Source organism: Bacillus cereus group sp. BfR-BA-01523, assembly GCF_022662615.1.
GTDB classification, from domain to species: Bacteria; Bacillota; Bacilli; order Bacillales; family Bacillaceae_G; genus Bacillus_A; species Bacillus_A mycoides.
Map to the genome: position 1 here is coordinate 25,098 of NZ_JAKUDX010000017.1, position 26,466 is coordinate 51,563.

The window sequence follows — 26,466 nt, forward strand, 5'->3', positions numbered from 1 at the left end:
CACATAACGGATTATGACTAAACTGTAGAACGTTCCACAAGTTTATATGGAATTTCCATCTTTTCTTGTTTAGAACTCTCATCACTTACTTGCCTGTAAAACATTTCAAAAGCCGTCTTACCTATTCCCTTTAAATTTTGGTCAATGGTTGTCAGTTGTAAAACTTGAGAAATCGGTTGGTTATCAAAACCAATAATCGCTAAATCCTCTGGAACTTTAATACCTAATTTTTCAACTTCTGTCATGATCCCAATAGCGACCTCATCTCCTGCCACTATTAATGCTTCAGGAGGATTCTCCATCTCCTTGAATTGATGTGCAACTCTTACACCATCTTCTAACGTAAAGCATTCTGTGAAAATCCGATCTTCCATCACTTCTTCATCTATTAATTGTAGCTGTTGTTTATAAGCATCAAAACGTTTCTTACTACTTGGCCCTAACTTTCTTCCCGTACAATATCCAATCTTCTTATAACCTTTTTCAATAAGGTAGCTCATCCCTAATTGAAAGGCATTAAAATGATCTGTATATACACTCGATATGCTTTCAATATCATTATCCTCACAAGCAATAACCGCCCCATACGCTGCATAAGGCTCTATAGTTTCCCACTCATTAGCACGAGAACAAATGATAAGACCGTCTAGTTGCTTTGTTTTCAACATATGTAAACTTTTCATTTCTTCTTTTTTATTGTAGTTCGTTTGACAAAGAAGTACTCGATAGTTGTGAGCTAACGCAACTTCCATCATTCCACCCACCATCGCATCAAAAGACGGATGATTAATATAAGGTAAAATCACGCCAACAATATTCGTCTTCCCTTTTGATAAATGAACAGCATTTGCATTTTGCGAGTAATTCAATTTCTCAACTATTTCTAAAACAACTTTCCTTTTTTCTTCACTTACATATGGATGATCATTTAATACCCTCGAAACAGTCGTAACTGAAACCCCAGCCATCTTTGCAATATCTTTAATATTAGCCATACACTCACCTCTACTTTTAACTTAATGAATCACATGAACATATGTCAAATCTTCTCATCATGACACTTTCATTCGTTTTTCTTACAAAAGTGTAATTTCCCTGTAAGCTAATTCGATAGTGACTCTCCGCAACATTTCATATAATTAAGTCAGAAACAGGGCAACAACCATTTGAAAAGGAGCGGATCTATATGATGAACAAAATGAAAATGAACAATTTCTTAAATACAATGAGCTTGGTATTTTCCGCTCTTATCGATGCAAAAGCTGTTGCTTCTACATTAAACAAGTAAGGAGAATACATTATGAACAACATCACTTTTAATAAATTAGATTTTTTAGGAATAGCTAGCGGCACGGTTCTTCTTACTGCTTTCATTTACGCTGCTACACTATAACTTCGTGTCCCCTTTATCCCGCTTTAACGGGCAGTAACTCCCACCTCAGAATTCGGCGAATGCGAGGAAGTTAGGCGGGAGATCAACTGCCTGTAAAAGCCCGATTGGTTCAACTAATAATAGAAAAGACGACCGTCTATGCACGATCGTCTTTTCTTATTTTTGATTTGGCTGCAAAACTTCCTTTAGTTCTTCAAACTTTGCATTTAATTCATCTGTCATCATCTTCATAGCCGTTTTTCGATCTATTTGTTCTTCAGCATCAATTTGAATTGGGTCTCCAAAAACTAATCGCGCTTTTTTTCCTTTTATCAATTCTTTTATACTTGATGGACCAACATAAGCTGCCGGTATTAACGGAACGTTAGAACGCATTGCAATCGTAACAGCCCCAGCTTTTAGTGAAACGTCTTCTGATGACCTCGTCCCACTCGGGAAAATCCCTACTACTTTTCCTTCTTTTAATAAACGTGATGGAATTTTTAATGTGCTTGGCCCTGGATTCGCACGGTCTACAGGGAATGCATTTACATTTTTAAAAAACCAATTTTTAAATTTCCCTTCAAACAATTCTTTTTTTGCCATGTAATGAATTTGGGTTGGGTACATTCCTGCCGCTAACATTAAAACATCCATAAAACTTGTATGTGTACACGCAACAACATAAGGGCCATCTTCCGGTAATTTCTCTCTCCCTTGTACTTCTACCTTCCCAGCCATTTTAAATATATATTTCAACGAAAATGTAATTGGTTTATACATTTGTTTCGTTCCTTTCTGAATATCCGAAGTATAATTATTTTCTTACAACGATTATAACACTAAGTTTTAGGAGTTGGTAATAAAAATAAGTATTTATTGTTAAATTTCAATTCTTACAAAAGTGTAATTTTCTTGTAAGCTAATTCGATAGTGGTTCCCTCCACTATCTTATACAATTAAGTCAGAAAGTAACAACAACCATTTGAAAAGGAGCGGATCTATATGATGAACAAAATGAAAACGAACAATTTCTTAAATACAATGTGCATGGTATTCTCCGCTCTTATCGATGCAAAAGCTGTTGCTTCTATATTAAACAAGTAAGGAGAATTTATAATGAATAACATGACTTTTAATAAATTAGATTTTTTAGGACTAGCTAGCGGCTCGATTCTTCTTACTGCTTTCATTTACGCTGCTACGCTTATATAACTTTGTGTCCCCTTTCCCCTTTATATAAATAATAATTTAAAAGACGACCGTCTATGCCCGGTCGTCTTTTAAATTTTTTCTTTCCTTCAAGTCTTTTAAAAGCTGTATCAGTTCAGCTTGTTGTTTTATATTTTTACGACCGTTTCGATTAATTGCTGCAAGCTCGCAGGCAACTCCAGCAGCAAAGAAAAACAATAAACTTTCTAACATATAAAATCCTCCAGTTGCCTATTAAACAGCTTGACGCAATTGCTTTTCTTGCAAAATTTGTTTATTTATATTTTCTTCTTTTCTCTGACAAACATTATTACGAATAAGCGCTGCAATAACAAATAATGTTCCTACAATATCAAATGTTGTTATTTTATACCCTTGCATCATCATAATAACTAAAGTAGTAATTGGCACAAAGTTAATAAATAAAATACCATTAATGGATGATAAGATTTTCACACCATAGTTCCAAGCAAGTAGTGCTACGATACCTGGTAATGTCATCATAAATAACAAATCATACTTCACAATAGAAATCGTTTCCATACTTGGAACAGATACATATCCAAGCACTGTAATGACCACAGTTATAATCCCTGTGACAGTTGTACCCAATACACATGTCAAAGTAGAATAGCGTAATGTTGACCAATCGCTACACGTTTGACCACCCATCGTATAAATCACCCATCCTACAACACCAACAAATATAAATGCTAGCGAAAACATGTTATCTTTCAATGTTAAAAAGAAACTCATATCACCTTTCGTAATAACAAATATAGCCCCTACAAACGCAATAATCATGCTCGTTATCATATATTTCTTCGGCTTTATATTTTTATATCCCCATAAAATACAAATTGAAATCATTGGCATAAGCGCCTCCATAATAGAAGCTACCATTACACCTGATTTTCCCATTAACATTTGTCCTAGAAAAATTAATACATTATATACGGTAAAAGCCATTGTTCCAAAAAAGACGAGTAACTTCCCTCTTCCTTCTAAGCGAAATGCCTTCTTTCCTTCTTTCATTAGCAATAATACAATCAATACAATTGCTACCGCACCATAACGAATAAACGAAAAATAAAATGGATCTATGTATTCTAGAGCATGATCAGCAACCGGAAACATCGCTCCCCATGACATACTTGCAATTAAACATGCCAAAGCACCTATTATCATTTGACCTTTTCTCACCACAATCCCCCGCTTCTTTCTATTTGCACAAAGAGAATTGTAAAAGAAAAAATATATCACGTAAAATGATTCAAAATGATGTTAACTATCATTTATAATGATAGTTAACATCAAGGAGGAGCATAAAATGGAATTACGAGACTTACAAATCTTCCAGAGCGTTGCCGACCGCGGTAGTGTAAGCGGCGCAGCAAAGGAATTAAATTATGTACAATCAAATGTAACCGCACGTATTAAACAATTAGAAAACGAGCTGAAAACACCTCTCTTTTACCGTCATAAGCGAGGCATGACTTTAACAGCTGAAGGAAGAAAAATGCTCGTTTACGTTCATAAAATTTTGCAAGATGTTGAAGAGCTAAAACAAGTGTTTTTAGATAGTGAAACACCATCTGGCATATTAAAAATTGGTACAGTCGAAACAGTCAGTACATTACCTATCATCTTGTCTTCTTACTATAAAAGCTATCCAAATGTCGATTTATCATTACAAGCTGGTCTAACGGAAGAACTTATTAGAGAAGTACTTGATCATCAATTAGATGGCGCCTTTATATCAGGTCCTATTAAACATCCACTAATTGAACAATACGATGTTAGTACTGAGAAATTAATGCTTGTTACACAAAATAAAGCTTTTCATATAGAAGAATTTACTACGACGCCCCTACTCGTTTTTAATCAAGGATGTGGATACCGTTCCAAGCTTGAACGATGGCTTAAAGATGAAGGTTTGCTACCAAAAAGAATTATGGAATTTAACATATTAGAAACTATATTAAATAGCGTAGCGCTCGGTCTTGGGATTACACTCGTCCCCCAGTCTGCGGTGCAGCACCTTTCTACAGCAGGTAAAGTCCACTGCCATCCAATTCCGCAGAAATACGGCAGTATTTCAACTGTTTTCATACGCCGTAAAGATAGTTACATGACCAATTCGATGCGCAGCTTTTTAAAAACAATTAAAGAGCACCATCATATCAATATGCTTTAAAAGACATTCTTACATGAATGTCTTTTTTTCTTACAAAAGTGTAATCCTCCCGTAAGCTAATTCGATAGTTGCAGGCGGCCATATTTCATATAATTAAGACAGTAAGCAGGGCAACAACAATTCGAAAAGGAGCGGATACGCATGATGAACAAAATGAAATCAAACAAATTTTTCAATACAATGGGCATGGTGCTATCCGCACTTGTCGATGCAAAAGCAGTTGCAACAACATTAAACAAATAAGGAGAGATTATGATGAACAACATTACCTTCAACAAATCAGACTTTATCGAACTTGCAAGTGGAGCTACTCTTCTTACTGCATTCATTTACACACTTGCTCAAAGTCTCGTTTAACAATTTGTTTCCCCAACCCCCTTTATATATAGAAAAGGCTGCTCGTCTTATAGACAAGCAGCTTTTTAGTTTGTTTCATATATAATTTGGCCTGTTTTGCTTATATCATATCCACCAATTGCTTTTAATTCATTGTGAAACTCTTCAGATTGCAAAACCTCTTTTATAACCTCAATAAGTTCCTCATTTTCTCTATTCTTCAGAAGTACTAAATCATACTGTTCTTTCATTATTGGAATAAAGTCTACGTTCACAATTTGGGAAAACTTTTCTGATCCTACCCCAACATCAGCTTTTCCATTCGCGACTTGCGAGGCAACGCCAAGGTGATTCGATTCTTCCCATTCATACCCGTTAATATCTTCTTTACTTAATTTTTGAATTCGCAATTGCTCATCCACTAACACCCTAATACCAGAACCTTTTTCTCGATTTACAAATCGTATAGATGGCTGAGCTAAATCAGCCCATGTTTTTATATTTTGTGGGTTCCCTTTTTGCACATAAAACCCAACATTTCTTGCTAATAAATTCATCATAATATATGGTTGTCCAACTAAAATACGTTTTACGTAAGGAACATTATATGTACCCGTTTCACCATCAAATAAGTGTAAACTAACGACGCTTCCTTCTCCTTGGTACATCTTCACTAAACTCGTTAAACTACCTTGATACGCTCTCAATATATTAGAATTTGGCAATCGATTTTCTATATGCTTTGCCAACATATCTAACGTTAGTTCTTGACCACTAATGATGCGTGTATTCGAACTACTAATTTCGTCCTTCTTTACAGGAGTAAATTGTACCTTCCCTGTTTTCATTTGCTTTATATATTGTTCTAAATCAGCTGCATCAATGCGCATTTGTCTACCAACCCTATAAGAAGGAAGTTCTCCTTTTTTAATTAGGTCGTATACAGTTAATTTTGATACTTTTAATTGCTTTGCTACTTCTTCCGTTGTGTAGGAATGATGATCCATAGACGATTCCTCACTTTCTTCCTTCATTGTAACAAAGAAAAGAATATTTCTCCTAGTTTTTAAAAACAACTATATCGTTCAAATTATATTCAATTATAACTAGTTATAATTAGTTATAATTAGTTATAATTATTTTAGTAAACGAAGGGAGATTTTTTATGAACAAATTTACTTTACGATCCATTGGGGTACTTATACTTTCTTTTCTTCTTATATTCAGTGTAGCTTGTTCAAGTGAAGAAAAGTCAGCTGCTAAAGAGGGAGAATCAGTGGAGCTGACTATATCAGCTGCTGCAAGTTTACAAGATGCATTAAAAGAAATTGAAAAGCAATATAAAGAGAAAGAACCAACTATTCAACTTTCTTTTAACTTCGGTGCTTCTGGTGCACTTCAACAACAAATTGAGCAAGGTGCACCTGCTGATTTATTCTTCTCTGCAGCAGAGGATAAATTCCAAACTCTTGTTAAAAAAGGATTTATTAATGAAAAAGAAGGGAAAAACCTTCTTGGAAATGAACTAGTTCTAGTCATTCCAAAAGATAGTGCTCTTACAAAACTTCAAGATTTAAAGGATGAGAAAATCAAGAAAATTGCACTTGGTACACCCGAATCTGTACCTGCAGGAAAATATGCAAAAGCTTCTCTCACATATGAAAATCTTTGGAATGACGTTCAAAATAAAATCGTATTTACAAAAGATGTTCGCCAAGTGTTAACATATGTAGAAACAGGTAATGTTGATGCTGGTATTGTATATAAAACAGACGCTCTCGTTTCAGACAAGGTGAAAATTGTAGAAGCGGTAGCAGCTAATTCTCATGAGCCAATCCACTATCCTTTAGGTGTTATAAAGGAATCTAAGCATAAGAAAGAGGCGACTTCATTCTATGAGTATTTACAATCAAAAGATGCACAATCTATCTTTAAGAAATATGGATTTACAATCCTGCCATAATCGCTATGAGCTTTGATGCAATTTTGTCACCTGTCTTTCTATCCTTGCGAGTAGCTGCGTGCGCCACAATAATCGTTACGATCTTAGGAACGATTATTGGACGAGCATTAGCGCGCTCCTCGTGGCGATATAAAGTACTACTAGAAACTATTTTCTTATTACCAATGGTGCTTCCACCAACTGTTATCGGCTTTTTTCTAATTATCATTTTTGGAAATAACAGTCCCATTGGAAAGTGGATTGAATCATTATTTCAGCAGTCCATTATGTTTACATCTACTGCTGCTATCATTGCTTCTACAGTCGTTGCATTTCCGCTCATGTACCAATCAGCAAAAACAGGATTTTCTATCGCAAATGTACAAATTGAAGATGGCGCGCGCGATCTTGGTGCAAGTGAATATCAAGTTTTTCTACATGTTACACTCCCGCTTGCATTCCCCGCACTACTTAGCGGTATGATTTTAAGCTTTGTTCGCGCACTCGGTGAATTTGGTGCAACTTTAATGTTTGCAGGAAATATACCTGGCAAAACTCAGACGATTCCAACGGCGATTTATATGGCTATTGATGCGAGTAATATGCAACTAGCTTGGACGCTTGTAATCATAACGATTAGTATGTCCCTTCTATTCTTACTATGCATTCAACTCATTAATAGAAGAATTACTACTTCTTAAAGCAACTTTCGACAAAAGTTGCTTTTTATTTCCCGGAAAATAAAATGATTTGATTAATAACTGAATTTTTTCCCTTATTTAAATATACATTTTATTTGAATTCACTTTCTAAAATAGGTAATTTCCTGTTATTATATGAAAGTGTTTCAAAAAATGAAGAAATGAAAACGCATTTATATCGTAAATTCTTCATCCTGTTTTAGCGATCGGTAATCTTCTACTCTATTAGTGGGGCATTACCGATCGTTAGAACGCTATGTAATTATATTGGTATAGAAAACCGAAGGGAGTCTTGTAATGGACATTTTATTAGCGCTTCTTCCTGCAATCGCATGGGGAAACATCTTATTAGTAAGCGTAAAAATGGGCGGTGGTGCATATAGCCAAACGGTAGGTATGACAATCGGTGCTCTATTCTTCGCAACAACTATGTATGTATTTACTCAACCAACTTTAACAATGACAGTCTTGATTGTTGGCTTTATTTCAGGTTTATTCTGGGCTTTAGGACAAGTAAACCAATTAAAAACAGTTGAAAAACTAGGTGTTTCAACTACTGTAACTATTTCTACTGGTATGCAACTTGTTGCAACTTCTATCTTTGGAGTTATCGCTTTTCGTGAGTGGACTACTACTACAACGATTGTTCTGGGAACGATTGCAATCCTATTAATCGTAATTGGTGTAGTATTCACATCACTAGATGATAAAGAAAATGCACAGCCACCAGGACAATTGAAAAAGGGACTTCTTACTTTAATTGTTTCTACTTTCGGCTATCTTGTATATGTAATTATTATTCGTTGGTATAATATCGATGGTTGGTCTGCTATTTTACCACAGGCAGTTGGTATGTTCGTTGGTGCGGTTGTACTGACGTCTAAACATAAACCATTTAACAAATATGCAATTCGTAATGCTGTATCTGGTTTACTTTGGGGAACAGGAAACTTATTCTTACTTCTTTCATTACCACGTGTCGGAGTAGCGACAAGCTTCCCATTATCTCAAACTGGAATCGTTATCTCAACATTCGGTGCGATTGTCTTCTTAGGTGAAAAGAAAACAAAACGTCAATTGATCTTTATTGCCCTAGGTAGTGTTTTAATTATCGGCGGCGCTGTATTGCTTGGTATGACAAAAGCATAAATTCACACTATATTTAAACCCCCTGAAACGTATATGCTTCAGGGGGTTTTTGATTACAATTATTTTCTAAATATAATTTTTTACACGTTCTCGCTCTTTATGGTTTTTCTTCCATTCTAGCAAGCCATCGATACATAAAAATAGATTAATAATAGCTAATACTAACATGACGTATAAGCCCGTTGAAATATAAATCACAATGCTAACTATGTTATACAAAATCCATAAATGCCAATTTTCTAAGATTTTTCGGCTCAGCATAAATTGAGCTACTAATCCTAATACAGCGTTTAAAGCATCTAAATATGGACTTGTCGATTCTAAATAACGGACTTGATAATATCCCCAACCAATCCAAGCAACTAAAATAAAAAATATATAAATAATCCATCCTTTCAAATCTAAGCGAACTGTCGGTTTTACCTTCTCCTCCCCACTACGCGCAATCCAGTAATACCAACCGTACACATTAAATATAAATTGGAAGGCTGCTAATACTGCCATTGCGTATAAGCCTTGTGTAGTGAAAATATACAGAAATACCGCAACTGTAATCATCCCAAATAAAAAGTTTGATACCTTTTCCCTTGCAAGTAACCAAACATTAATAATCCCCATAACCGATGCGAAAATTTCAATATAACTTGATCGGATATAGAACCCAACTAATATACAAATAATACTAGAAATGAGTAAAAAAAGTGGACTTCTGACCATATTTATCTCTCCCCAGATATGTAATAAACTCCCTATCAACAGTATAAGAAATAACTCTTATACTTACTATAAATTTTCTCCTGTAAAACTCCCCACTCATCTATTCCACTTACGATAAGCCGTTTCTTTTTACAAAATTCTCTTAAAAATGGTATCGTTTTTTATAACATATTCTCATCAGAAAGGAATAAAGGATATGCCTAATAAACATCGAATTTTATTTATTGGTGCCGGTCGTATGGCAGAAGCTATATTTGCCGGACTACTTACAACAAGTAAAGAATACATCGAAGAAATTATTGTTTCCAACCGAAGTAACATAGAAAAACTAACGCAATTACAAACTAAATATGATCTATCGATTACAACAGATTGGAAACAGCATATTAAATCTGTAGATACAATCGTTTTAGCAATGCCGCCTGTCGCACATGAACAGCTATTAGCGGATCTATCCCCTCTTCTAACTAATCAATTTGTCGTGACAGTTGCTGCCGGAATCGGACCATCTTATCTAGAAGAAAGACTTCCCCAAGGGACACCTGTTGCTTGGATTATGCCAAATACAGCTGCTGGGATTGGAAAGTCTATCTCCTTATATACGACGGGACATTCTGTAGATAAAACACATCAAGAAACGTTACAACTTCTTTTAAAAGGTATCGGTACCTCACAGTTTTGTACCGAAGAGGAAGTTCACCAACTTACCGCAGTTACTGGTAGTGCACCCGCTTTTCTCTATCACTTTGCTGAAGGTTTAATTGAAGCAACGAAAAGCTATGGTATTGATGAGGAAACAGCAAAACACCTTGTCATTCAAATGATTGCTGGCTCTGCCGCTATGCTCCAGCAAAATCAGGATCCAGCTATGCTCCGCGAACAAGTAACAACACCAGGAGGTTCAACGGCTGAAGGCTTAAAAGTTCTATATGAAAATAATTTTTCAGAAGTCATTCAACAAGCAGTTGAAGCGACCAATAAAAAAGCTAGGGGGAATTAATATGACTTTAACAAGTTTAAACGACTATACAACATTACATAACGGCGTGAAAATGCCTTGGTTCGGCTTGGGTGTTTTTAAAGTTGAAGATGGTACAGAAGTAATTGATTCTGTAAAAGCAGCTATAAAAAATGGATACCGTAGTATCGATACTGCTGCGATATATAAAAACGAAGAAGGCGTTGGACAGGCAATTCAAGAATCTGGTATTCCTCGTGAAGAGTTATTCATCACTTCAAAAGTGTGGAATAGTGATCAAGGTTACGAGTCAACACTACAAGCATTTGAAACTACATTAGAAAAATTAGGTCTAGAATATTTAGATCTATATTTAGTACATTGGCCTGTAAAAGGAAAATACACTGAATCATGGAAAGCTTTAGAGCAGCTTTATAAAGATGGTCGTGTTCGTGCTATCGGTGTGAGTAATTTCCATATTCACCATTTGCAAGACGTATTTGAAATTGCAGAAATTAAACCAATGGTTAACCAAGTGGAATACCACCCACGTTTAGCACAAGAAGAATTACATGCCTTCTGTAAAGAACATAACATCCAGCTTGAAGCTTGGTCACCATTAATGCAGGGGCAGCTACTTAATCACCCAACATTACAAGAAATCGCTACGAAATATAATAAATCGACTGCACAAGTTATTTTACGTTGGGATCTACAAAATGAAGTTGTAACAATCCCTAAGTCTATTAAAGAACACCGCATTATTGAAAATGCAAACATCTTTGACTTTGAATTAAGCTCGGATGATATGAAAGCAATTCAAGCTTTAAACGAAAATCATCGCGTTGGTCCAGATCCAGATAACTTTAACTTCTAGTAGGGAAACCACTGCCATATGCAGTGGTTTTTTTATTTTTAATAAAACTGAAAATTTAAACTATATTCCATTTGATTGACACTTCATTATCTAAGGTGTAAGATTTTGAATTATCAAAGAAACACAAAAATTAATAAAATTTATTTGTTTACTCATTGTATCAAGAGAGGTGGAGGGACTGGCCCTTTGAAACCTCGGCAGCAGGTTCATTTTGAATACTGTGCCACTTCCTGCAAGCTTTGTGCTTGAAAGATAGAATGAGGGACTTCGTTTATATACGGGTGCATAACTTGTACGTAAAAATCCCTCTTTCTCAATACGAAAAGAGGGATTTTTTGTTTTTCATTTCCCTCATCATCATCCAATCTTATTAACTATTTAGGAGGAAAATCAAATGAAAAAGAAGTTTGTACCCGGTATTGCATCAGTTGTAGGAGTAAGTATTTTATTATCTGGTTGCGGTAGTTATAAAAACGAAGCGAGCGGAGCAAATGCAAAAGATGAGGCACCTAGTAAGCAAGTTTTAAACTTATCTTCACCTACTGAGATTCGAACAATGGATACGGCTCGTGCTACAGATACTGATTCTGGTCAAGTAATGAGAAACGTATTTGAAGGTTTATACAATCTTGGTGAAGGTAATAAACCTGTTCCTGGCGTTGCGAAATCTCATGAAGTAAGTGCTGATAAAACGAAATACACATTCCATTTACGAGATTCAAAATGGTCGAACGGCACACCTGTAACAGCGAAAGATTTTGTCTTCGCTTGGCAAAGAGCTGTCGATCCAGCAACAGCTTCTGAATATGCTTTTTTATTCCTGGATATTAAAAATGCTAAAAAAATTAATAGCAAAGAACTCCCATCCGATCAACTTGGTATAAAAGCAGTTGATGACCATACGTTTGAAGTAGAATTAGAGCGCCCTGTTCCGTATTTTATTAGCTTAACGGCGTTCCCAACATTTCTACCAATCAACGAGGAATTCTTTAAAGCACAAGGTGATAAGTACGCTTTAGAAGATAACAAAATCTTGTACAACGGAGCTTTTACACTAAGTGATTGGAAGCATGAACAAAGCTTTAAATTTAAGAAAAACCCTACCTATTGGGATAAAGATAATGTCAAACTCGAAGAAATCAATTTCAACGTTGTGAAAGAGAAATCAACAGAAGTAAATTTATTCGAATCCAAACAATTAGACCGTATAAAACTAACATCTGACTTCGTTGATAAATATAAAAAGGATGCTAACTTTAAAGAACGTCCGAACGTAGGGGTACAGTTTTTACGTATGAATCAGCAAAACAAAGTACTTCAAAACGTTTCTGCACGCCAAGCAATCGATCAAACAATTGATCGAAAATCTTTTGTAAATACGTTATTAAATGATGGCTCTACACCAACCTTTAGTCTCGTGCCGAAAAACTTTGCAAAAGGGCCTGATGGAAAAGACTTCCGTACTGCAAACGGTGATTTAACAAAAGTTGATACAACATCTGCACAAGAATTATGGAAGAAAGCAAAAAAAGAACTTGGTTCTGAAAAGATAACATTAGAATTATTAACAAGTGATGGTGACCTTGAGAAGAAAACTGGTGAGTTTCTAAAAGGACAACTAGAAAAGAATTTAGATGGCTTAACGGTAAATATAAAACCGCAACCACGTAAACAACAAGTTTCACTCTTATTAAAAGGTGACTACGAGATTGGAATTGACGGTTGGAGTCCTGACTTTGCTGATCCAATTACATTCCTTGAACTATTTACGACGAATAACCCTTACAATTTAGATCATTACTCTAATAAAGAGTTTGATGACACAATTGAAAAAGTTAAAACTACTTTGGCTGGTGATGAAAAAGCTCGCTGGGAAGCATTACTAGCATCAGAAAAAATCTTATTTAAGGACTCTGTTATTGCTCCTCTTTACCAAAAAGGAGAATCTTATTTAGAGCGTTCTTATGTGAAAGGCATTGTACAAGTAGACTTTGCAGGTCAATTAAACTTCAAATGGGCAAAAATTGAAAAATAAAGTGAAACTTTAATCAGCCCTCACCAATCGGGCTTTTACGGGCAGTTGATCCCCCCTAACTTCTTTGCTTTCACTGAATTTTGAGGTGAGGATCTTACTGCCCGTTAATGCGGGATAAAATGCAAATTAGATCATCGTGTTCTCACCCACACCCATTGTTTTTTTAGCAAAATATATTAAAAGCAGATTCCCTAATATGAGGAAATCTGCTTTTTCAATATATTATTCCAAGAAATTAACACTCCACTTTTTATTATTGACATATAGTTCTTTCCAGTGTTAATATTCTAAATAATCAAAGAAACAAAATATTTCACCATCAAAATGTAATGTCTACTAAGTTGAAACATATAACGATAGATTATAGTTCAACATGTATATACATATAGAATACCTGATTACCTATATACACATATTTATAATAGGTTTTCTCTCCTTCTATAGCTACACTTCAAGACATGGACATTATGACGTTACGAACAACACATTTAGGGAGGAAAGAACAATGAAGAAAAAAGTTGTACCTATTGTTGCATCTGTTTTAGGGGCAAGTCTACTACTAACTGCTTGCGGGGGAAATAAAGATAATGCAGGCGGAGCAAAAGCGAACGATAAAGCACCTGATAAACAAGCGATTAACTTATCATTTGCTTCAGAAATTCCAACAATGGATGTTGCAAAGGCGACGGATGGGGAATCCATGAATGTAATGAGAAATGTTTTTGAAGGTTTATATGCTATAGGAGAAGATAATAAACCGATCCCTGGTGTTGCTGAATCGGTTGACATTAGTCCGGATAAAACAAAGTATACTTTCCATCTTCGTGATTCAAAATGGTCAAACGGTACTCCTGTTACAGCAAAAGATTTTATTTTCGCTTGGCAACGTGCCGTTAACCCTGAAACAGCTGCTGAATATGCATTCTTATTCTTTGATATAAAAAATGCGGAACAAATAAACCAAAAAGAAGTAGCAATCGATCAATTAGGCGTTAAAGCTCTTGACGATAAAACTTTAGAAGTACAACTGGACCGCCCTGTTCCCTACTTCTTAAGCTTAACGACATTTGCAACATTCTTACCAATCAATGAAGAGTATTTAAAATCTCAAGGCGATAAATACGGTTTAGAAACAAATCATTTAATTTACAATGGTGCTTTCACATTAGATAACTGGAAACATGAACAAAGCTTCCAATTGAAGAAGAACCCTAACTATTGGGATGCTAAAACTGTAAAACTAGAAGAAATCAACTTCAATGTCGTTAAAGATAAATCTACAGAAGTTAACTTATATGATTCAGGACAAATTGATCGTGTTGCTTTAACTGCGGAGTTTGTTGATAAGTATAAGAACGATTCCAACTTCAAGGAACGCGCTGAAGTCGGTATCCAATTCTTACGACTAAATCAGAAAAATGCAGTATTAAAAAATCAACATGCACGCCTCGCTATTAACGAAGCAATGAATAAAAAAGCGTACGTAGAAACAATTTTAAATAACGGTGCAATCCCAGCAGAAGGAATGGTTCCTGCGAAATTCGCAAAAAGTCCAGACGGTAATGACTTCCGTAAAGAGAATGGAAATCTAGTCAAAGATGATGTGAAATCTGCAAAAGAAAACTGGAAAAAAGCGAAACAAGAACTTGGTACTGACAAAGTAACAATTGAACTATTAACAAGTGATAATGCTTTAGCTAAGAAAACTGGCGAATATTTAAAAGGTGAACTAGAAAAGAATCTAGATGGATTAACAGTGGCTTTAAAACCTCAACCACGTAAACAGCAGTTAAAACTACTATTAAGTGGTGATTACGAAATCGGAATCGATGGCTGGGGCCCTGACTTCGCAGATCCTATTACATTCTTAGATCTATTCACAACAGATAGTGCTTATAACTTCGATAAATACTCTAACAAAGAGTACGACGAGCTTATTCGTAAAGTGAAAACTGATTTGGCTGGTGATGAAAAAGGTCGCTGGGAGGCAATGAAGCAAGCTGAAAAAATCTTATTACAAGATGGTGCTGTCGCTCCTTTATACCAACAAGGCCGTTCTTACTTACAACGCGGATTTATTAAAGGACTTGTAACAACTGACTTCGGCGGTGAATTTAACTACAAGTGGACAGAAGTTGCAAAATAATAAACGCTAGTAAAAAAGGTATCCCACGAAGGATACCTTTTTACTTTATGCTTCTTTAACTACAGAACTTCTCCTCTTTACTATTCCTTTTATACCTATAGTGATTCCCGCTACCAATTGTGTAACTAGTATAATAAGTAATAACGAAATAATATTTTCCACTAAATTAACTCCACTAAATATTATTGTGTAATAACCATTCGCTGCATATGTTGCGGGAAATAATCCACCGATTGTTTAATATGTTTTAGAAAACATCACTGCATTTCCAAATACAGCGATGCTTATTTGTGTTAATGATTAGAAAGCGCAAAGATATTTTTTAAAAATCCCCATATACATACAAATTACTTTCAATTTAATTAATGCGCATGTGTGTCCCCCTTAAGGAAATAATTTATTAGGTTTATACATAATTACATAAAATTAGGAAAAACTTGTATAGAAAGAAGTTACATAAGGAGGAATTTATAATGAGAATTTTACTATCAATTTTATTAGCTCTTATGCTAGTACCTGCATTAACAGGATGTAAAGCTCCTGCAAAAGAAGATACAACTTCTAATAAAAAGACTACAGAAGAGGCTAAAAACGAAGCTCCTGCTGATTTAAAGCTAAACTTCCATGAATTCGATTTAAAAGCGGACTATCAGGATACAAAGAAAGACTACGAAGCTGATTATAAAAATGTAGCAGCCGATAAAAAAATGGAAGCAAAAGTTGAAGACCATAAAGCAGATGTAAAATTAACAGGCGACGAGGCTATTACAAAATTAAGCCCACTTCTACAAGAATTAAAATTTGATAAAGATACTCCTGACCAAGAAGTAATTGATCAAGTAGTAAACGTGTTCAAACTTGATAAAGACTACCAAAAATTCGCTTTAGAAGTTGTATTCTCTGATGGAACGAAAAAAGAATATAAAAGAGAAATAAAATAAAGAAGTAGGCGATTGCCTACTTCTTTATTTTTTAATTTTTACGTATCTTAGTTCTGGACTAGAACCAATAATGAATTGGACGCCAGATACTGATGATTTTTGTAAATATGAAGAGCTTGGGAAAATAATTGGGATTAATGGTGTATCATCAAACATAATATCTTCTGCTTTATGCAATAAGTCAAAACGCTTATCTTCGTTTTGTTCAACTTTTGCCTCTTTTACTAAAGCATCAAATTCTTTATTATGCCATTTTGCATAGTTGTTTGGACCATCACCTGCATATAAATCTAGTTTAGTAATCGGATCCAATAGAGAGCCGCCCCATCCCATATAAGCTAATTGGAAATCACTTTGCTTATATGTGTCGATGTAACTCTTCCACTCTTTATTTTCTAATTTAATATCTACACCAAGATTTTTCTTAAACATTTCTTGCATTGCTTCTGCTACTTTTTTATGTTGTGTATCTGTAGTGAATTTTAATGTTACTTCAGGTAATGTAGACCAACCTTGCTCTTTCATGCCCTCTTCTAATAATTTTTTCGCTTCTGCTGAATCGAATTTTACGTAATCACCTTTTTCTTTACGAAAATCACGACCACCTTGTGTTTTTGCCCCTTCTGGAACAAAAGCATATGCTTCTTGTGCATTATTTTTATACAGTTTTTCAACGATAAACTTACGATCAACCGCTAATGAAAATGCTTTACGTACTTTTGCATTTGTAAACGGCTCTTTTTCTACGTTAAACGAATAAATATAAGATGAGAATCCTGCAACACGCTTATATTCTTTGTTTCCTTTTTCTTTTTCAATCATCTCTTGTGGTAAGCTACTTAGCAAATCTAATTCTTTTGACTTGTACAATTGGTACGCTGTTTTAGAATCTGGAATAATACGAAACTCAATTTCTTTTAATGTTACCTTTTTATCATAGTATTCTTTATTTTTTTGTACTGTAATAGCTTGGTTATGCTTCCATTCTTTTAACGTGAATGGTCCGTTCGTAATTAACTCTTTTGGATCTGTTTTTAATTTATTATTATCATCAATTGATTTTTTAGATAATGGAATAAATAATGAACTTGCTAATTTTTGTTTAATAGAAGCAACTGGGTGCTCAAGTGTTATCTTTAATGTTTGAGGATCAACGACTTGAATACCAACTTGTCCTTCTTCACCTTTTCCAGTATTATATGCCTCTGCTCCTTTAATAAAATACATTTCTGTCGCATTCATAGAACCTGTTTTCGGGTTTAATAATCGCTTCCATGCGAACTCAAAATCATTTGCTGTAATTGAAGAGCCATCTGACCATTTAATATCTTTCTTTAAATGAATTGTATATTCAGTTCCATCCGCATTTACTTCTTCTTTCTCTGCCAATTCATTTTGATATTTCCCATCACTATCTTGCGTATATAAACTTGAAAACAAATGTCCAATTACATAACCTGACGTGCTATCTGTCGCAATGGCAGAATCAAGCGTATACGGATCACTGCTAATATTCGTTACTAATCGATCCCCGTCTCCCTTACCAGCACTCGCCCTTTGCGTCTCTTTCTTACCGCACGCAACAGAAGTTATTGCTAAAACAGTCATAATGACAAACAGTAAAAACTTCTTCATCCTACATTCTCCTTTAACCTGAAATTTTTGGTGTTGATGCTAATAATGTTTTTGTATAAGAATGTTGTGGATTACGGAATACTTCGTCCGTATATCCAAATTCAACAAGTTCTCCTTTGTATAAGACAGCCACTTTTTCACATAAGTAGTGAACCATCGGTAAATCATGTGCGATAAATAAATATGTATAGCCTTGTTCCTTTTGAATCTTTTGCAGCAAATGTACAATTTGGATTTGCAGTGAAACATCTAATGCTGAAATTGGTTCATCAAGGATTAATACTTCTGGCTCACATAATAGCGCTCTTGCAATGGCAATACGTTGACGTTGTCCTCCGCTAAATTCGTGTGGATAGCGATCAATATATCGTCTATCTAATCCAACACGCTCTAGTGCATCACCTGCGACTTTATCTTTCAATCCTTTATCGCCTAAACCGAATGAAATATAGCCTTCTGTTACAATATCGCGTACTTTCCAGCGCGGATTTAATGCAGCTGTGGAATCTTGAAAAATGAACTGTACTTTCTGCAAGAAATCCCGCTTATGAGCTGACTTCAGCTTGTGAACAACTTGACCGTTATAATCAATTTCACCAGACGTTGGACGCTCGATCCCAGCTATGAGCTTACCAAGTGTTGTCTTTCCAGAACCACTTTCTCCAATAATGCCAAGCGTTGTTCCTTTTGGGATAGAAAGTGATATACCTTTTAACGCTGCGATTTCTTTATTTTTACTTCCATACGTTTTCGTTACTTGCTTTACAGTAATTAAATCTGTCGTCATGAGGCATTCACCCTCTCTTTTGATTTCGCTTTATTATGCTCCAGAATATGCTGCCAGCAATGTGAACTATGCTCCTCAGAATATGTTGTTCTCTCTGGGAAGCGATGAATACATTCTTTTATCGCTACAGGACAACGATTCACAAACGGGCATCCAAAACTATTTAACGTTTCAATTGAAGGTGTTGTTCCCTCAATTGCTCTAAGTACCTTTTCTGAATCATCCATATTCGGAATTGCTTGCAATAAACTTTTTGTGTAAGGGTGCTTAGGTGAGCCAATTACTTCTTGAATCATTCCTTTTTCAACAACACGTCCCCCGTACATAACTACTACTCGGTCAGCTACTTCACGTACAAGTGCCAAATCATGTGTAATTAATAAAATACTCGTATTTTGTTTTTCCTTTCTTTCTTTTAACAACTCCATAATTTGCTTTTGAATCGTTACATCTAATGCTGTTGTAGGTTCATCTGCAATAACGAGCTTCGGGTGACAAGCAAATGCAATTGCTAAACAAATACGCTGCCTCATACCTCCGCTCAACTGATACGGGTATTGTTCAAAGCGTTTCTCTGCTTCATGTATCCCTAAATCATTTAGTAAGTTAATTGCAATTTCTTTTGCCTCTTTTTTCGATTTCTTTTCATGCTGCACAATTACTTCTGTAATTTGTCTTCCAACCTTCATCGTCGGATTTAAAGATGAAAGCGGGTCTTGAAAGATAAAGGAAATATCTTTCCCGCGAATTTGATTCCATTCTGATTCTTGTAAATCCGTTAATTCCTTTGATTGGAAAGATATATTTCCATCATCAATATGAATCGATTCTTGATTTAAGCCGATAATTGATTGTGCTGTAACACTTTTCCCTGAACCACTTTCTCCGACAAGTGCAACTATTTCACCTTCGTTAATAGAAAAGGAAACATGCTTCACAATTGCTTGCTTACTATTCTCTTTTTCAACGGCCAACGTTACGTTTTCTAAAGATAAGATTTGTGCCATGTTTTTTCTCCTTTCGATTACGTTTTACGATTTTCGGATCAATCGCATCTTGCAAACCATCACCAATCGCATTAAATGCGAACATGATGAGTGCAATCATGATTGCCGGGAAGAAAAGTTGCCACCACTCTCCGCTCAGTAATGTCCCGAGTGCATCGTTTGTCATCGTGCCCCAGCTCGCTGCTGGTGATTGTACTCCAAGTCCGATAAAACTTAAAAATGATTCTGAGAAAATAGCTGCTGGAATTGTAAATGATAAATTTACGATAATAATCCCTGTTAAGTTTGGAATTAAATGTCCGTATATAATTTTCATATGAGGTGTACCTAATCGCTCTGCTGCAATAACAAATTCTCTTTGTTTCAATGAAAGTACTTGCGCCCGAATGAGACGTGCCATACCAATCCATCCCGTTAACGCAAGGGCGATTATAATTGTAAAAAGTCCTGGTTTCATAACGATTAATAGCAAAATAACAATTAATAAATATGGGATACCGTATAACACTTCAACCCCTCTTATAATCCACTCATCAATTAACGTTCCAAGACGATTACGTCCTCTCACATATCCACTAAAGCCACCGATAAGTACACCAAGCCCTATATCAAGAGCTGCTGCTACCAATCCAACTGTTAATGAAATTTTCCCACCAGCCCAAGTACGCGCCCAAATATCTCTCCCTAAATCGTCTGTTCCGAACCAATGCTCACTACTAGGCGGTAAATTAGTTGCTTCTTTTACTTGTTCACTCGCAGTAAATGGCGTTAAACTTTCGCCAATAAGCGAGAAAACAATAATTAGTAATAACGTCACTGCCCCTAAAACTGCTATAGGGTTTGATATAAACTTGCGAAACACTTCCTTTTTCCGGCTAATCGTTTGCTGATCTTTATTTATCGTTAATTCTTTTTTCTCTTCATTCGTTAATAACTGGTCATTAATTTCATAAGCCCCCATTTAAACATCACCCTCCTTACGTAATAGAACGAATGCGCGGATCAACAATACGATGAATGATATCTGTAATAAAAATACATACAATTAATAGCGCACTATAGAAAATGGTTGTTCCCATAATCACCGGATAATCTCGGTTGAAAATACTGTCTACAAAATATTTTCCTAAACCAGGAATTGAAAAGATTTTTTCAATAACGAAAGTCCCTGTTAAAAGTCCAGCCATTAATGGGCCAACAAATGTAAGTACCGGAACAATCGCATTTCGAAGAGCATGTCTTATAATGATTTTCTTAATTGGTATACCTTTCGCTCTCGCTAGCTTAATATAATCACTCTGCAACACTTCAATCATATTAGAGCGAACAAATCTTGTAATAACTGCGATTGGTCCTAACGCTAATGCGAAGGAGGGTAATACAGTATGCTCAAATGTTCCCCAAGACGCCACTGGTAGTAATTCAAATTGTATGGCGAATACTTGTATAAATAGTGGTGCTAAAATAAAACTAGGAATAGAAATACCGAGAATCGCAAGCAAGCTCACACTATAATCAATCACTTTCCCATGATATAGCGCGGCAAATGTCCCTGCGGCAATTCCGACTAACAATGAAATAACAAGTGCTTGTAAACCAATAATTGCCGATGGTCCAAAACCAGTTGTTATAATTTCCGATACACCTTGACCTGTCGATTGAACAGATTCGCCAAAATCAAAATGAACTACCCCATCCAAATAAGCAACATACTGATTCCATAACGGTTCATCAAGGTGATACTTCGCTCTCATGTTTTGTATTACTTCTTCAGGAAAGATTTTCGCATCTGATGAAAACGGATCACCTGGAATAATATGCATAATTAAAAATGTTACTGTCGTAATGACCCATAGCGTGAATACCATAACCGATAGTTTTTTAATAACATACACTTCAATAACCCCCTAAACAAATGAATTTACTTTGTTTTATTGACATATTTGTTGCCATTACTCCTTCTCTACTTCTTAAAACACAAAAAGCCTTGATCTTAAAAAATAAGATCAAGGCTTAATAAACGAAGGCCCATCACTTATCTTTCAAGACTTGCTTGCTGGAATTAGCACGGTGTTCCTGTTACAGAACCCGCTGCTGAGGTGTCATAGGGCCAGTCCCTCTACCTCTCTGGATAAGTAAATTGCTATATTATTATTTGGTTCAAATTGTATATTTCGAATTATAATTCTGAAAAAATGAAAAGTCAATCAAATTGGATATATTTAGAAAAATCAGTTTTTAATGGCGTTATTTCTTAAAATCACTACTTTCACTTATAATAAAATTAATTACTTTAAAGGAGTTATAAGATGGATCCCTTACTTCTAGCCACCATAGGATTGCCATTAACAATTGTCATACTCGTCATCATCGGCTTCTACAAACTCTTCTTTAAGAAGAAACGTATCACTTCTTTTTATACTCCATTCGATAATATTACTGGCCAAACAATTTCAGAATTTCACGAAGAACAGAAGGTATTAGTATCCGAGGATGAAGACGGAGATGGTAAAAAGAAAAAATAACCTTGCGCATGCGCAAGGTTATTTTTTCGCCTCTGTTTGAAAGCGTTTATAGTATGTCGATGCTGTTGAAAAATTAACTTCTATATCACGAATCAACGATGAATCTTCTTCTTTAGCTAACTTCTGTAATTTTTTCATCGCTTGTTCTGCTTCATTTAAGAAACCAACATATAGTTCATGTTCGTCCTCTTTCGACTTCGGCACACGAATTTCTTTACGCATATGATCAATATCTTCTAACATGCCCGTCGTTACCTTCTGCACGTCTTCTTTATATTTAGCATTCGTTATTTCCTTACCGCCCTTTTCTTTTGCCACTTCCCATAACTGTAATGCTTTATTAATTTCTTTGTTCATCTTCATATCATATTTTTCATGTATTTCGCGATACACTTTCATCTCTTCTGTTTGTTCAGTAGATTGCTCTACCTTTTCTTTCGGTTCTTTCGTATCTTTATTTCCATTACACCCTGCTAGAAGGAGCATACTTCCCATTACAGCAATACCCAAAACCTTCTTCATCTCTTCTTCTCCTTTTATCTACAGCTATTACTCATTATAGTTTCTTTTATCTCCACTTGTTATTATACCGAGAACACCCTACTTTTTACACTTAAGACGAGATCTTAATATACACACCAACATTTTTGTCACAGTATCGTCACTTTATGCAAATAACTTTTGCATCACCTTACAACACTGTATAAGTTATTTCAAAGAAATGAAAAAAGAGCTGATTCAACACATGTTTGAATCAGCTCTTTTTTATAAATTAAGCCTCTAAATTTTGTCTTTGTTGCAGTTCAAACTGCTTCTCACTTCTTCTGGCCATAAATAGATAACATAACACAGCACCAATTTCACAAAGCGCTATCACAACCCCCATCGGTAATGCTGTATTGCTTCCGCCAATACCTACTAGCGGTGCTACAAGTGCTCCTGAAATAAACTGTAATAAACCTAGTAAAGCTGATGCTGTTCCTGCTGCTTGTTTTTGATTTCTCATCGCTAACGAGAAGCCAGTTGTTGATACAACCCCAACACTTGATACAACAAGAAATAGCGAGCATAAAACACCGATTAGCCCTATTCCAAGTGCGATTGTAAGTAGTAATGATAGACCGCCAACAGCCGCAATAATAATACCAGCAACAAATAACGTTTTCTCATTAACTTTCCCCGCTAAGCGGCCAGTAACTTGGCTAGCAATAATAATACCAATACCGTTAATTGCAAAGAACAAACTAAACTGTTGTGGTGATGCCCCGTATATATTTTGCAACACGAACGGTGAACCAGAAATATAAGCAAACATTGCAGCTGTTACTAACCCTTGCGACAATGCATATCCCATAAATAAACGATCTTTCAAAAGCTTTCCGTATGTTGCCAGCGTTCCTGATAATCCACCTGTCTCTCTTTCTTCAGGAGGTAATGTTTCACGTAATACGAAAGTAGCTGATATTAGCATGAATACACTAATTGCTCCAAGCACGATAAAGACGCCGCGCCATGATGTGAACTGTAATAATTGTCCTCCAATAATCGGTGCCAAAATAGGTGCTGCCCCGTTTACTAACATAAGTAATGAGAAAAACTTCGTCATTTCAGAACCTGAATACATATCGCGTACCATTGCACGTGATATAACAATACCAGCAGATCCTGAAGCACCTTGTAAGAAACGTAAAAGCACTAAACTCCAAATAGATGGTGCAACAGCACAAAGTAACGAAGAAGCAACATAAATAATAAGAGCGATAATAAGAGGTTTGCGCCTTCCGTAAATGTCACTGATTGAACCAATAAATAACTGCCCTACTGAAAGCCCAAGCAGACAAGCAGTTAATGTAAGCTGCGCGAGGGATGCACCCGTTTGTAAATCATCCGTTAACTTTGGTAAAGAAGGCAAATACATATCAATAGATAATGGCCCAATTGCCGTAAGTGTCCCTAATACAAGAATCATCCATAACCTGTTTGTCTTTACAGGTTTATATACTTCGTGATTAACTCCATTCACTTTTTCCATTCACCCTTTCATATAAATACTCAATCGTAACAATTATAGTTACAACATAAATATACGTCAAGTATACCGTATTTTCCTGTTTAATAATGTAAAAAAAAGCGATAGAATCTCTATCGCTTTACTTTTTCAAATTACTATTTGTAAATTTAGATACAGATGCCATCATTTCTCCTGTGTCTAAATATGTGATTTGAATTGGATCTCCTACTTCTGTAAACATTGCATATGGGAATTTCTTCGCCGGTACCATGAATACTTTTTGCTCGTTTTCTAATAGTACGTAAACAATCGTATTTTCACCTGATTTTTCTTTATACACACGTTGTACAGTACCTTCTTTTTGCGCTTCTTTCCCATTTGAAGTCGGTCTAAATGAATCACCACTTCCGCTCAGCGCATTTTTATAATTCTCAAGTGCTTCTTTTTGCGTTGAACCTGTTGCAAACACTTTTGCATTAGAAGCATATATGACAGTATGAGCACGTACTAATCCGCCGTCATCAATAACCGGTACAATCCAAGAAGGTTTACCATATACGTTATAAATAACCGGCATTGTTCCGTGCCATTTCTCTCTCTTAAAGGAATTATCCACTACTTCTGTAGCAGCCGAACCGTCCATAATTCCCTTCACTTCTTTTCCGTTATAGTAATACAACTTTCCTGTACGTGCATCAACTAATGAGTAACCGAGAGCAGAATCTACTCCTTCTTTCGGAGAGGTAAAGTCTGTAAAGTAATACAATTTACCATCCTTCCCGAAGATTGGCGTAACGCCTTCCTTCGTCCCCCACTCAGTCGGCATCTTCATGTCAGTTTGTGAGAATTTCGTATTCCAAAATCCGTGAATATATTTTCCGAAGTACGTATTTAGCGTAGATGCTGTTTCATGATTTAATACACCATCAATGAATTTAGGTGCATTCCCTTTATCATATCGTTTCACATCACCTGTTTGTGCATCAACAACGACAACGCCTTCTACTTCAAACCCTGATCTTCCTGAAATAAACTCACCGTATGTCATTGTATAATACGGTTTTCCTTTATCATCAACTTCAAATTTTGGTTTCCCTTTAAAAACTAAATCTGGCTCTGCTTTTCGAACGACACGTTCTAATTTATTACCGAAAAACATGCTTGGTACATACTTCATTTTATATCCAAGATGTAATTTCGCTTCCGCATCAGGATTTGTACCTGACATTGTTACGTAACCTGGAATTGTTTCCGCTTTACGTGCTTTAAAAAATCCCGAAACTTCTATCGGTGCTACATACAAGGCTTCACCATTTACCATTTGTGGCGTTAATTCCCCTAGCTCAAAATAAGCTACTTTCGGAATATCACCAAATACCTTTTTCATTTTATTCTCCGCTGTTTTAGGCGGAACTGTAAACGGTTGGTCATTTTCAGTAAATGGCTCTGAAATATCTTTCTCTACCTTCACGACCGAATCATATTTCTTTTGCGAGATTACTATATCGTGCAAATAACCAAAATAGCCGTAACTTGCGAGTAAAACGAACATTAGAAGTCCTTTTAGCGTACCTTCTAATTTCCCTACCTGCTCTTGTGAGAATAAAACAAGCCCAATTAAAATCGCTACTGCAACAGAATAATGAGTAAGAATAGAATCTGCTCGATCATCAATTAGCCAGAAATATTCATAGATTACAATACCTATCCAAAATAAAACAGGAATAACTAAAATAGATGATTTCTTACCCTTTACAACTTTCTCATTTCCTCCTTTATCCACCGCGCGAATTTTATTACCGCTTCTAGTCCATGGAATCAAAAACAAAGTGAGAATAGCTAAAACTATAAATTTCATCAAAGGCAATGTCCCCTTTTCTTTTGTCTTCTCCATAAGTATAACAAATAAAGGGTAATC

27 protein-coding genes and 2 riboswitches are annotated in these 26,466 nt (G+C 35.6%); of the genes, 13 read left to right on the forward strand and 14 right to left on the reverse strand.

Annotated elements, in window-relative coordinates:
- Window positions 1-17: 17 nt before the first annotated feature.
- A complete protein-coding gene (locus MR066_RS24600; protein WP_085308652.1) occupies window positions 18-995 on the reverse strand; it encodes a LacI family DNA-binding transcriptional regulator in 978 nt (325 codons plus the stop codon).
- A gap of 305 nt (window positions 996-1,300) precedes the next feature.
- Here MR066_RS24600 and MR066_RS24605 point away from each other — a divergent pair, with 305 nt between their 5' ends.
- Entirely contained in the window at window positions 1,301-1,393 is a 93-nt protein-coding gene (locus MR066_RS24605; protein WP_242248831.1) for a DUF3948 family protein, read from the forward strand.
- 156 nt (window positions 1,394-1,549) lie between these two features.
- Here the strand turns inward: MR066_RS24605 and MR066_RS24610 are convergent, their stop codons facing one another.
- Window positions 1,550-2,155, reverse strand: coding sequence for a lysophospholipid acyltransferase family protein (locus MR066_RS24610; protein WP_002091412.1), 606 nt, complete (start codon window positions 2,153-2,155; stop codon window positions 1,550-1,552).
- A 336-nt stretch (window positions 2,156-2,491) separates the two neighbouring features.
- Between MR066_RS24610 and MR066_RS24615 the strand changes: the two genes are divergently transcribed.
- A complete protein-coding gene (locus MR066_RS24615) occupies window positions 2,492-2,587 on the forward strand; it encodes a DUF3948 family protein (RefSeq protein WP_002124767.1) in 96 nt (31 codons plus the stop codon).
- 51 nt (window positions 2,588-2,638) lie between these two features.
- On the opposite strand, the gene MR066_RS24620 is transcribed toward MR066_RS24615, so the two are convergent.
- Together MR066_RS24620 and MR066_RS24625 are read right to left on the reverse strand one after the other, a co-directional pair.
- On the reverse strand, window positions 2,639-2,797 hold the full coding sequence (locus MR066_RS24620; RefSeq protein WP_002029389.1) for a YrzO family protein: 159 nt from the start codon (window positions 2,795-2,797) through the stop codon (window positions 2,639-2,641).
- Window positions 2,798-2,818: 21 nt separating this feature from the next.
- Entirely contained in the window at window positions 2,819-3,787 is a 969-nt protein-coding gene (locus MR066_RS24625; RefSeq protein ID WP_242248834.1) for a DMT family transporter, read from the reverse strand.
- 127 nt (window positions 3,788-3,914) lie between these two features.
- Here MR066_RS24625 and MR066_RS24630 point away from each other — a divergent pair, with 127 nt between their 5' ends.
- Both MR066_RS24630 and MR066_RS24635 read left to right on the forward strand, forming a co-directional pair.
- The gene (locus MR066_RS24630; RefSeq protein ID WP_242248837.1) at window positions 3,915-4,781 is read left to right on the forward strand and encodes a LysR family transcriptional regulator; all 867 of its coding nucleotides are present in this window, start codon (window positions 3,915-3,917) and stop codon (window positions 4,779-4,781) included.
- A gap of 255 nt (window positions 4,782-5,036) precedes the next feature.
- Complete coding sequence (locus MR066_RS24635; RefSeq protein ID WP_242248840.1) at window positions 5,037-5,138, forward strand: DUF3948 family protein; 102 nt, start codon at window positions 5,037-5,039, stop codon at window positions 5,136-5,138.
- Between the two features lie 65 nt (window positions 5,139-5,203).
- Here MR066_RS24635 and MR066_RS24640 read toward each other — a convergent pair whose 3' ends face one another.
- Window positions 5,204-6,151: a substrate-binding domain-containing protein gene (locus MR066_RS24640; protein ID WP_242248870.1), complete on the reverse strand. Its 948-nt coding sequence runs from the start codon at window positions 6,149-6,151 to the stop codon at window positions 5,204-5,206.
- Between the two features lie 131 nt (window positions 6,152-6,282).
- Here MR066_RS24640 and modA point away from each other — a divergent pair, with 131 nt between their 5' ends.
- The 3 genes from modA to MR066_RS24655 all read left to right on the forward strand — a co-directional run bounded on the left by modA (window position 6,283) and on the right by MR066_RS24655 (window position 8,909).
- Window positions 6,283-7,080, forward strand: coding sequence for a molybdate ABC transporter substrate-binding protein (modA, locus tag MR066_RS24645; protein ID WP_002140142.1), 798 nt, complete (start codon window positions 6,283-6,285; stop codon window positions 7,078-7,080).
- Window positions 7,081-7,085: 5 nt separating this feature from the next.
- Window positions 7,086-7,760, forward strand: coding sequence for a molybdate ABC transporter permease subunit (modB, locus tag MR066_RS24650; RefSeq protein WP_002029397.1), 675 nt, complete (start codon window positions 7,086-7,088; stop codon window positions 7,758-7,760).
- A gap of 297 nt (window positions 7,761-8,057) precedes the next feature.
- Entirely contained in the window at window positions 8,058-8,909 is an 852-nt protein-coding gene (locus MR066_RS24655) for a GRP family sugar transporter (protein ID WP_002140141.1), read from the forward strand.
- Between the two features lie 66 nt (window positions 8,910-8,975).
- Here the strand turns inward: MR066_RS24655 and pnuC are convergent, their stop codons facing one another.
- A complete protein-coding gene (pnuC, locus tag MR066_RS24660) occupies window positions 8,976-9,626 on the reverse strand; it encodes a nicotinamide riboside transporter PnuC (RefSeq protein ID WP_088038181.1) in 651 nt (216 codons plus the stop codon).
- A gap of 196 nt (window positions 9,627-9,822) precedes the next feature.
- Here pnuC and proC point away from each other — a divergent pair, with 196 nt between their 5' ends.
- The 5 genes from proC to MR066_RS24685 all read left to right on the forward strand — a co-directional run bounded on the left by proC (window position 9,823) and on the right by MR066_RS24685 (window position 16,583).
- The gene (gene proC / locus MR066_RS24665) at window positions 9,823-10,626 is read left to right on the forward strand and encodes a pyrroline-5-carboxylate reductase (protein ID WP_242248843.1); all 804 of its coding nucleotides are present in this window, start codon (window positions 9,823-9,825) and stop codon (window positions 10,624-10,626) included.
- A 1-nt stretch (window position 10,627) separates the two neighbouring features.
- Window positions 10,628-11,461 carry an aldo/keto reductase gene (locus tag MR066_RS24670; RefSeq protein ID WP_002063472.1) on the forward strand — a complete coding sequence of 278 codons (834 nt, stop codon included), beginning with the start codon at window positions 10,628-10,630 and terminating at the stop codon, window positions 11,459-11,461.
- 154 nt (window positions 11,462-11,615) lie between these two features.
- A riboswitch (SAM riboswitch) is annotated at window positions 11,616-11,720 on the forward strand.
- A 135-nt stretch (window positions 11,721-11,855) separates the two neighbouring features.
- The gene (locus tag MR066_RS24675) at window positions 11,856-13,496 is read left to right on the forward strand and encodes a peptide ABC transporter substrate-binding protein (protein ID WP_002009939.1); all 1,641 of its coding nucleotides are present in this window, start codon (window positions 11,856-11,858) and stop codon (window positions 13,494-13,496) included.
- Between the two features lie 505 nt (window positions 13,497-14,001).
- Window positions 14,002-15,642 carry a peptide ABC transporter substrate-binding protein gene (locus MR066_RS24680; protein ID WP_242248845.1) on the forward strand — a complete coding sequence of 547 codons (1,641 nt, stop codon included), beginning with the start codon at window positions 14,002-14,004 and terminating at the stop codon, window positions 15,640-15,642.
- 473 nt (window positions 15,643-16,115) lie between these two features.
- Window positions 16,116-16,583: a YusW family protein gene (locus MR066_RS24685; protein ID WP_002091438.1), complete on the forward strand. Its 468-nt coding sequence runs from the start codon at window positions 16,116-16,118 to the stop codon at window positions 16,581-16,583.
- 24 nt (window positions 16,584-16,607) lie between these two features.
- On the opposite strand, the gene MR066_RS24690 is transcribed toward MR066_RS24685, so the two are convergent.
- The 5 genes from MR066_RS24690 to MR066_RS24710 are packed head-to-tail and all read right to left on the reverse strand — an operon-like array spanning window position 16,608 to window position 21,907.
- The gene (locus MR066_RS24690; protein ID WP_242248849.1) at window positions 16,608-18,218 is read right to left on the reverse strand and encodes a peptide ABC transporter substrate-binding protein; all 1,611 of its coding nucleotides are present in this window, start codon (window positions 18,216-18,218) and stop codon (window positions 16,608-16,610) included.
- Between the two features lie 13 nt (window positions 18,219-18,231).
- On the reverse strand, window positions 18,232-19,005 hold the full coding sequence (locus tag MR066_RS24695; RefSeq protein ID WP_002091442.1) for an ABC transporter ATP-binding protein: 774 nt from the start codon (window positions 19,003-19,005) through the stop codon (window positions 18,232-18,234).
- A complete protein-coding gene (locus MR066_RS24700) occupies window positions 19,002-20,012 on the reverse strand; it encodes an ABC transporter ATP-binding protein (protein ID WP_242248851.1) in 1,011 nt (336 codons plus the stop codon). The genes MR066_RS24695 and MR066_RS24700 overlap by 4 nt, the downstream gene beginning before the upstream one ends.
- Window positions 19,969-20,973 (reverse strand): ABC transporter permease, encoded by a 1,005-nt coding sequence (locus MR066_RS24705; protein WP_242248853.1) that lies wholly within the window; start codon window positions 20,971-20,973, stop codon window positions 19,969-19,971. The genes MR066_RS24700 and MR066_RS24705 overlap by 44 nt, the downstream gene beginning before the upstream one ends.
- A gap of 16 nt (window positions 20,974-20,989) precedes the next feature.
- On the reverse strand, window positions 20,990-21,907 hold the full coding sequence (locus tag MR066_RS24710; protein WP_002140132.1) for an ABC transporter permease: 918 nt from the start codon (window positions 21,905-21,907) through the stop codon (window positions 20,990-20,992).
- Between the two features lie 137 nt (window positions 21,908-22,044).
- A riboswitch (SAM riboswitch) is annotated at window positions 22,045-22,150 on the reverse strand.
- Between the two features lie 171 nt (window positions 22,151-22,321).
- On the opposite strand from MR066_RS24710, the gene MR066_RS24715 reads away from it, so the two are divergent.
- Window positions 22,322-22,537, forward strand: a complete 216-nt coding sequence (locus tag MR066_RS24715; RefSeq protein WP_193653054.1) for a DUF3951 domain-containing protein — start codon at window positions 22,322-22,324, stop codon at window positions 22,535-22,537.
- Window positions 22,538-22,555: 18 nt separating this feature from the next.
- Here the strand turns inward: MR066_RS24715 and MR066_RS24720 are convergent, their stop codons facing one another.
- The 3 genes from MR066_RS24720 to MR066_RS24730 all read right to left on the reverse strand — a co-directional run bounded on the left by MR066_RS24720 (window position 22,556) and on the right by MR066_RS24730 (window position 26,406).
- Window positions 22,556-23,059: a hypothetical protein gene (locus MR066_RS24720; protein ID WP_193653055.1), complete on the reverse strand. Its 504-nt coding sequence runs from the start codon at window positions 23,057-23,059 to the stop codon at window positions 22,556-22,558.
- A gap of 250 nt (window positions 23,060-23,309) precedes the next feature.
- Window positions 23,310-24,569, reverse strand: a complete 1,260-nt coding sequence (locus MR066_RS24725) for a multidrug effflux MFS transporter (protein WP_088038167.1) — start codon at window positions 24,567-24,569, stop codon at window positions 23,310-23,312.
- Between the two features lie 118 nt (window positions 24,570-24,687).
- The gene (locus tag MR066_RS24730) at window positions 24,688-26,406 is read right to left on the reverse strand and encodes a DUF3981 domain-containing protein (RefSeq protein WP_242248872.1); all 1,719 of its coding nucleotides are present in this window, start codon (window positions 26,404-26,406) and stop codon (window positions 24,688-24,690) included.
- Between the last annotated feature and the right edge of the window lie 60 nt (window positions 26,407-26,466).

Excerpts from the sequence above, each read along its gene's own strand:
- MR066_RS24600 (WP_085308652.1), bottom strand. The coding sequence starts at position 995 with ATGGCTAATATTAAAGATATTGCAAAGATGGCTGGGGTTTCAGTTACG.
- MR066_RS24605 (WP_242248831.1), top strand. The coding sequence starts at position 1,301 with ATGAACAACATCACTTTTAATAAATTAGATTTTTTAGGAATAGCTAGC.
- MR066_RS24610 (WP_002091412.1), bottom strand. The coding sequence starts at position 2,155 with ATGTATAAACCAATTACATTTTCGTTGAAATATATATTTAAAATGGCT.
- MR066_RS24615 (WP_002124767.1), top strand. The coding sequence starts at position 2,492 with ATGAATAACATGACTTTTAATAAATTAGATTTTTTAGGACTAGCTAGC.
- MR066_RS24620 (WP_002029389.1), bottom strand. The coding sequence starts at position 2,797 with ATGTTAGAAAGTTTATTGTTTTTCTTTGCTGCTGGAGTTGCCTGCGAG.
- MR066_RS24630 (WP_242248837.1), top strand. The coding sequence starts at position 3,915 with ATGGAATTACGAGACTTACAAATCTTCCAGAGCGTTGCCGACCGCGGT.
- MR066_RS24635 (WP_242248840.1), top strand. The coding sequence starts at position 5,037 with ATGAACAACATTACCTTCAACAAATCAGACTTTATCGAACTTGCAAGT.
- MR066_RS24640 (WP_242248870.1), bottom strand. The coding sequence starts at position 6,151 with ATGAAGGAAGAAAGTGAGGAATCGTCTATGGATCATCATTCCTACACA.
- modA (WP_002140142.1), top strand. The coding sequence starts at position 6,283 with ATGAACAAATTTACTTTACGATCCATTGGGGTACTTATACTTTCTTTT.
- modB (WP_002029397.1), top strand. The coding sequence starts at position 7,086 with ATGAGCTTTGATGCAATTTTGTCACCTGTCTTTCTATCCTTGCGAGTA.
- MR066_RS24655 (WP_002140141.1), top strand. The coding sequence starts at position 8,058 with ATGGACATTTTATTAGCGCTTCTTCCTGCAATCGCATGGGGAAACATC.
- pnuC (WP_088038181.1), bottom strand. The coding sequence starts at position 9,626 with ATGGTCAGAAGTCCACTTTTTTTACTCATTTCTAGTATTATTTGTATA.
- proC (WP_242248843.1), top strand. The coding sequence starts at position 9,823 with ATGCCTAATAAACATCGAATTTTATTTATTGGTGCCGGTCGTATGGCA.
- MR066_RS24670 (WP_002063472.1), top strand. The coding sequence starts at position 10,628 with ATGACTTTAACAAGTTTAAACGACTATACAACATTACATAACGGCGTG.
- MR066_RS24675 (WP_002009939.1), top strand. The coding sequence starts at position 11,856 with ATGAAAAAGAAGTTTGTACCCGGTATTGCATCAGTTGTAGGAGTAAGT.
- MR066_RS24680 (WP_242248845.1), top strand. The coding sequence starts at position 14,002 with ATGAAGAAAAAAGTTGTACCTATTGTTGCATCTGTTTTAGGGGCAAGT.
- MR066_RS24685 (WP_002091438.1), top strand. The coding sequence starts at position 16,116 with ATGAGAATTTTACTATCAATTTTATTAGCTCTTATGCTAGTACCTGCA.
- MR066_RS24690 (WP_242248849.1), bottom strand. The coding sequence starts at position 18,218 with ATGAAGAAGTTTTTACTGTTTGTCATTATGACTGTTTTAGCAATAACT.
- MR066_RS24695 (WP_002091442.1), bottom strand. The coding sequence starts at position 19,005 with ATGACGACAGATTTAATTACTGTAAAGCAAGTAACGAAAACGTATGGA.
- MR066_RS24700 (WP_242248851.1), bottom strand. The coding sequence starts at position 20,012 with ATGGCACAAATCTTATCTTTAGAAAACGTAACGTTGGCCGTTGAAAAA.
- MR066_RS24705 (WP_242248853.1), bottom strand. The coding sequence starts at position 20,973 with ATGGGGGCTTATGAAATTAATGACCAGTTATTAACGAATGAAGAGAAA.
- MR066_RS24715 (WP_193653054.1), top strand. The coding sequence starts at position 22,322 with ATGGATCCCTTACTTCTAGCCACCATAGGATTGCCATTAACAATTGTC.
- MR066_RS24720 (WP_193653055.1), bottom strand. The coding sequence starts at position 23,059 with ATGAAGAAGGTTTTGGGTATTGCTGTAATGGGAAGTATGCTCCTTCTA.
- MR066_RS24725 (WP_088038167.1), bottom strand. The coding sequence starts at position 24,569 with ATGGAAAAAGTGAATGGAGTTAATCACGAAGTATATAAACCTGTAAAG.
- MR066_RS24730 (WP_242248872.1), bottom strand. The coding sequence starts at position 26,406 with ATGAAATTTATAGTTTTAGCTATTCTCACTTTGTTTTTGATTCCATGG.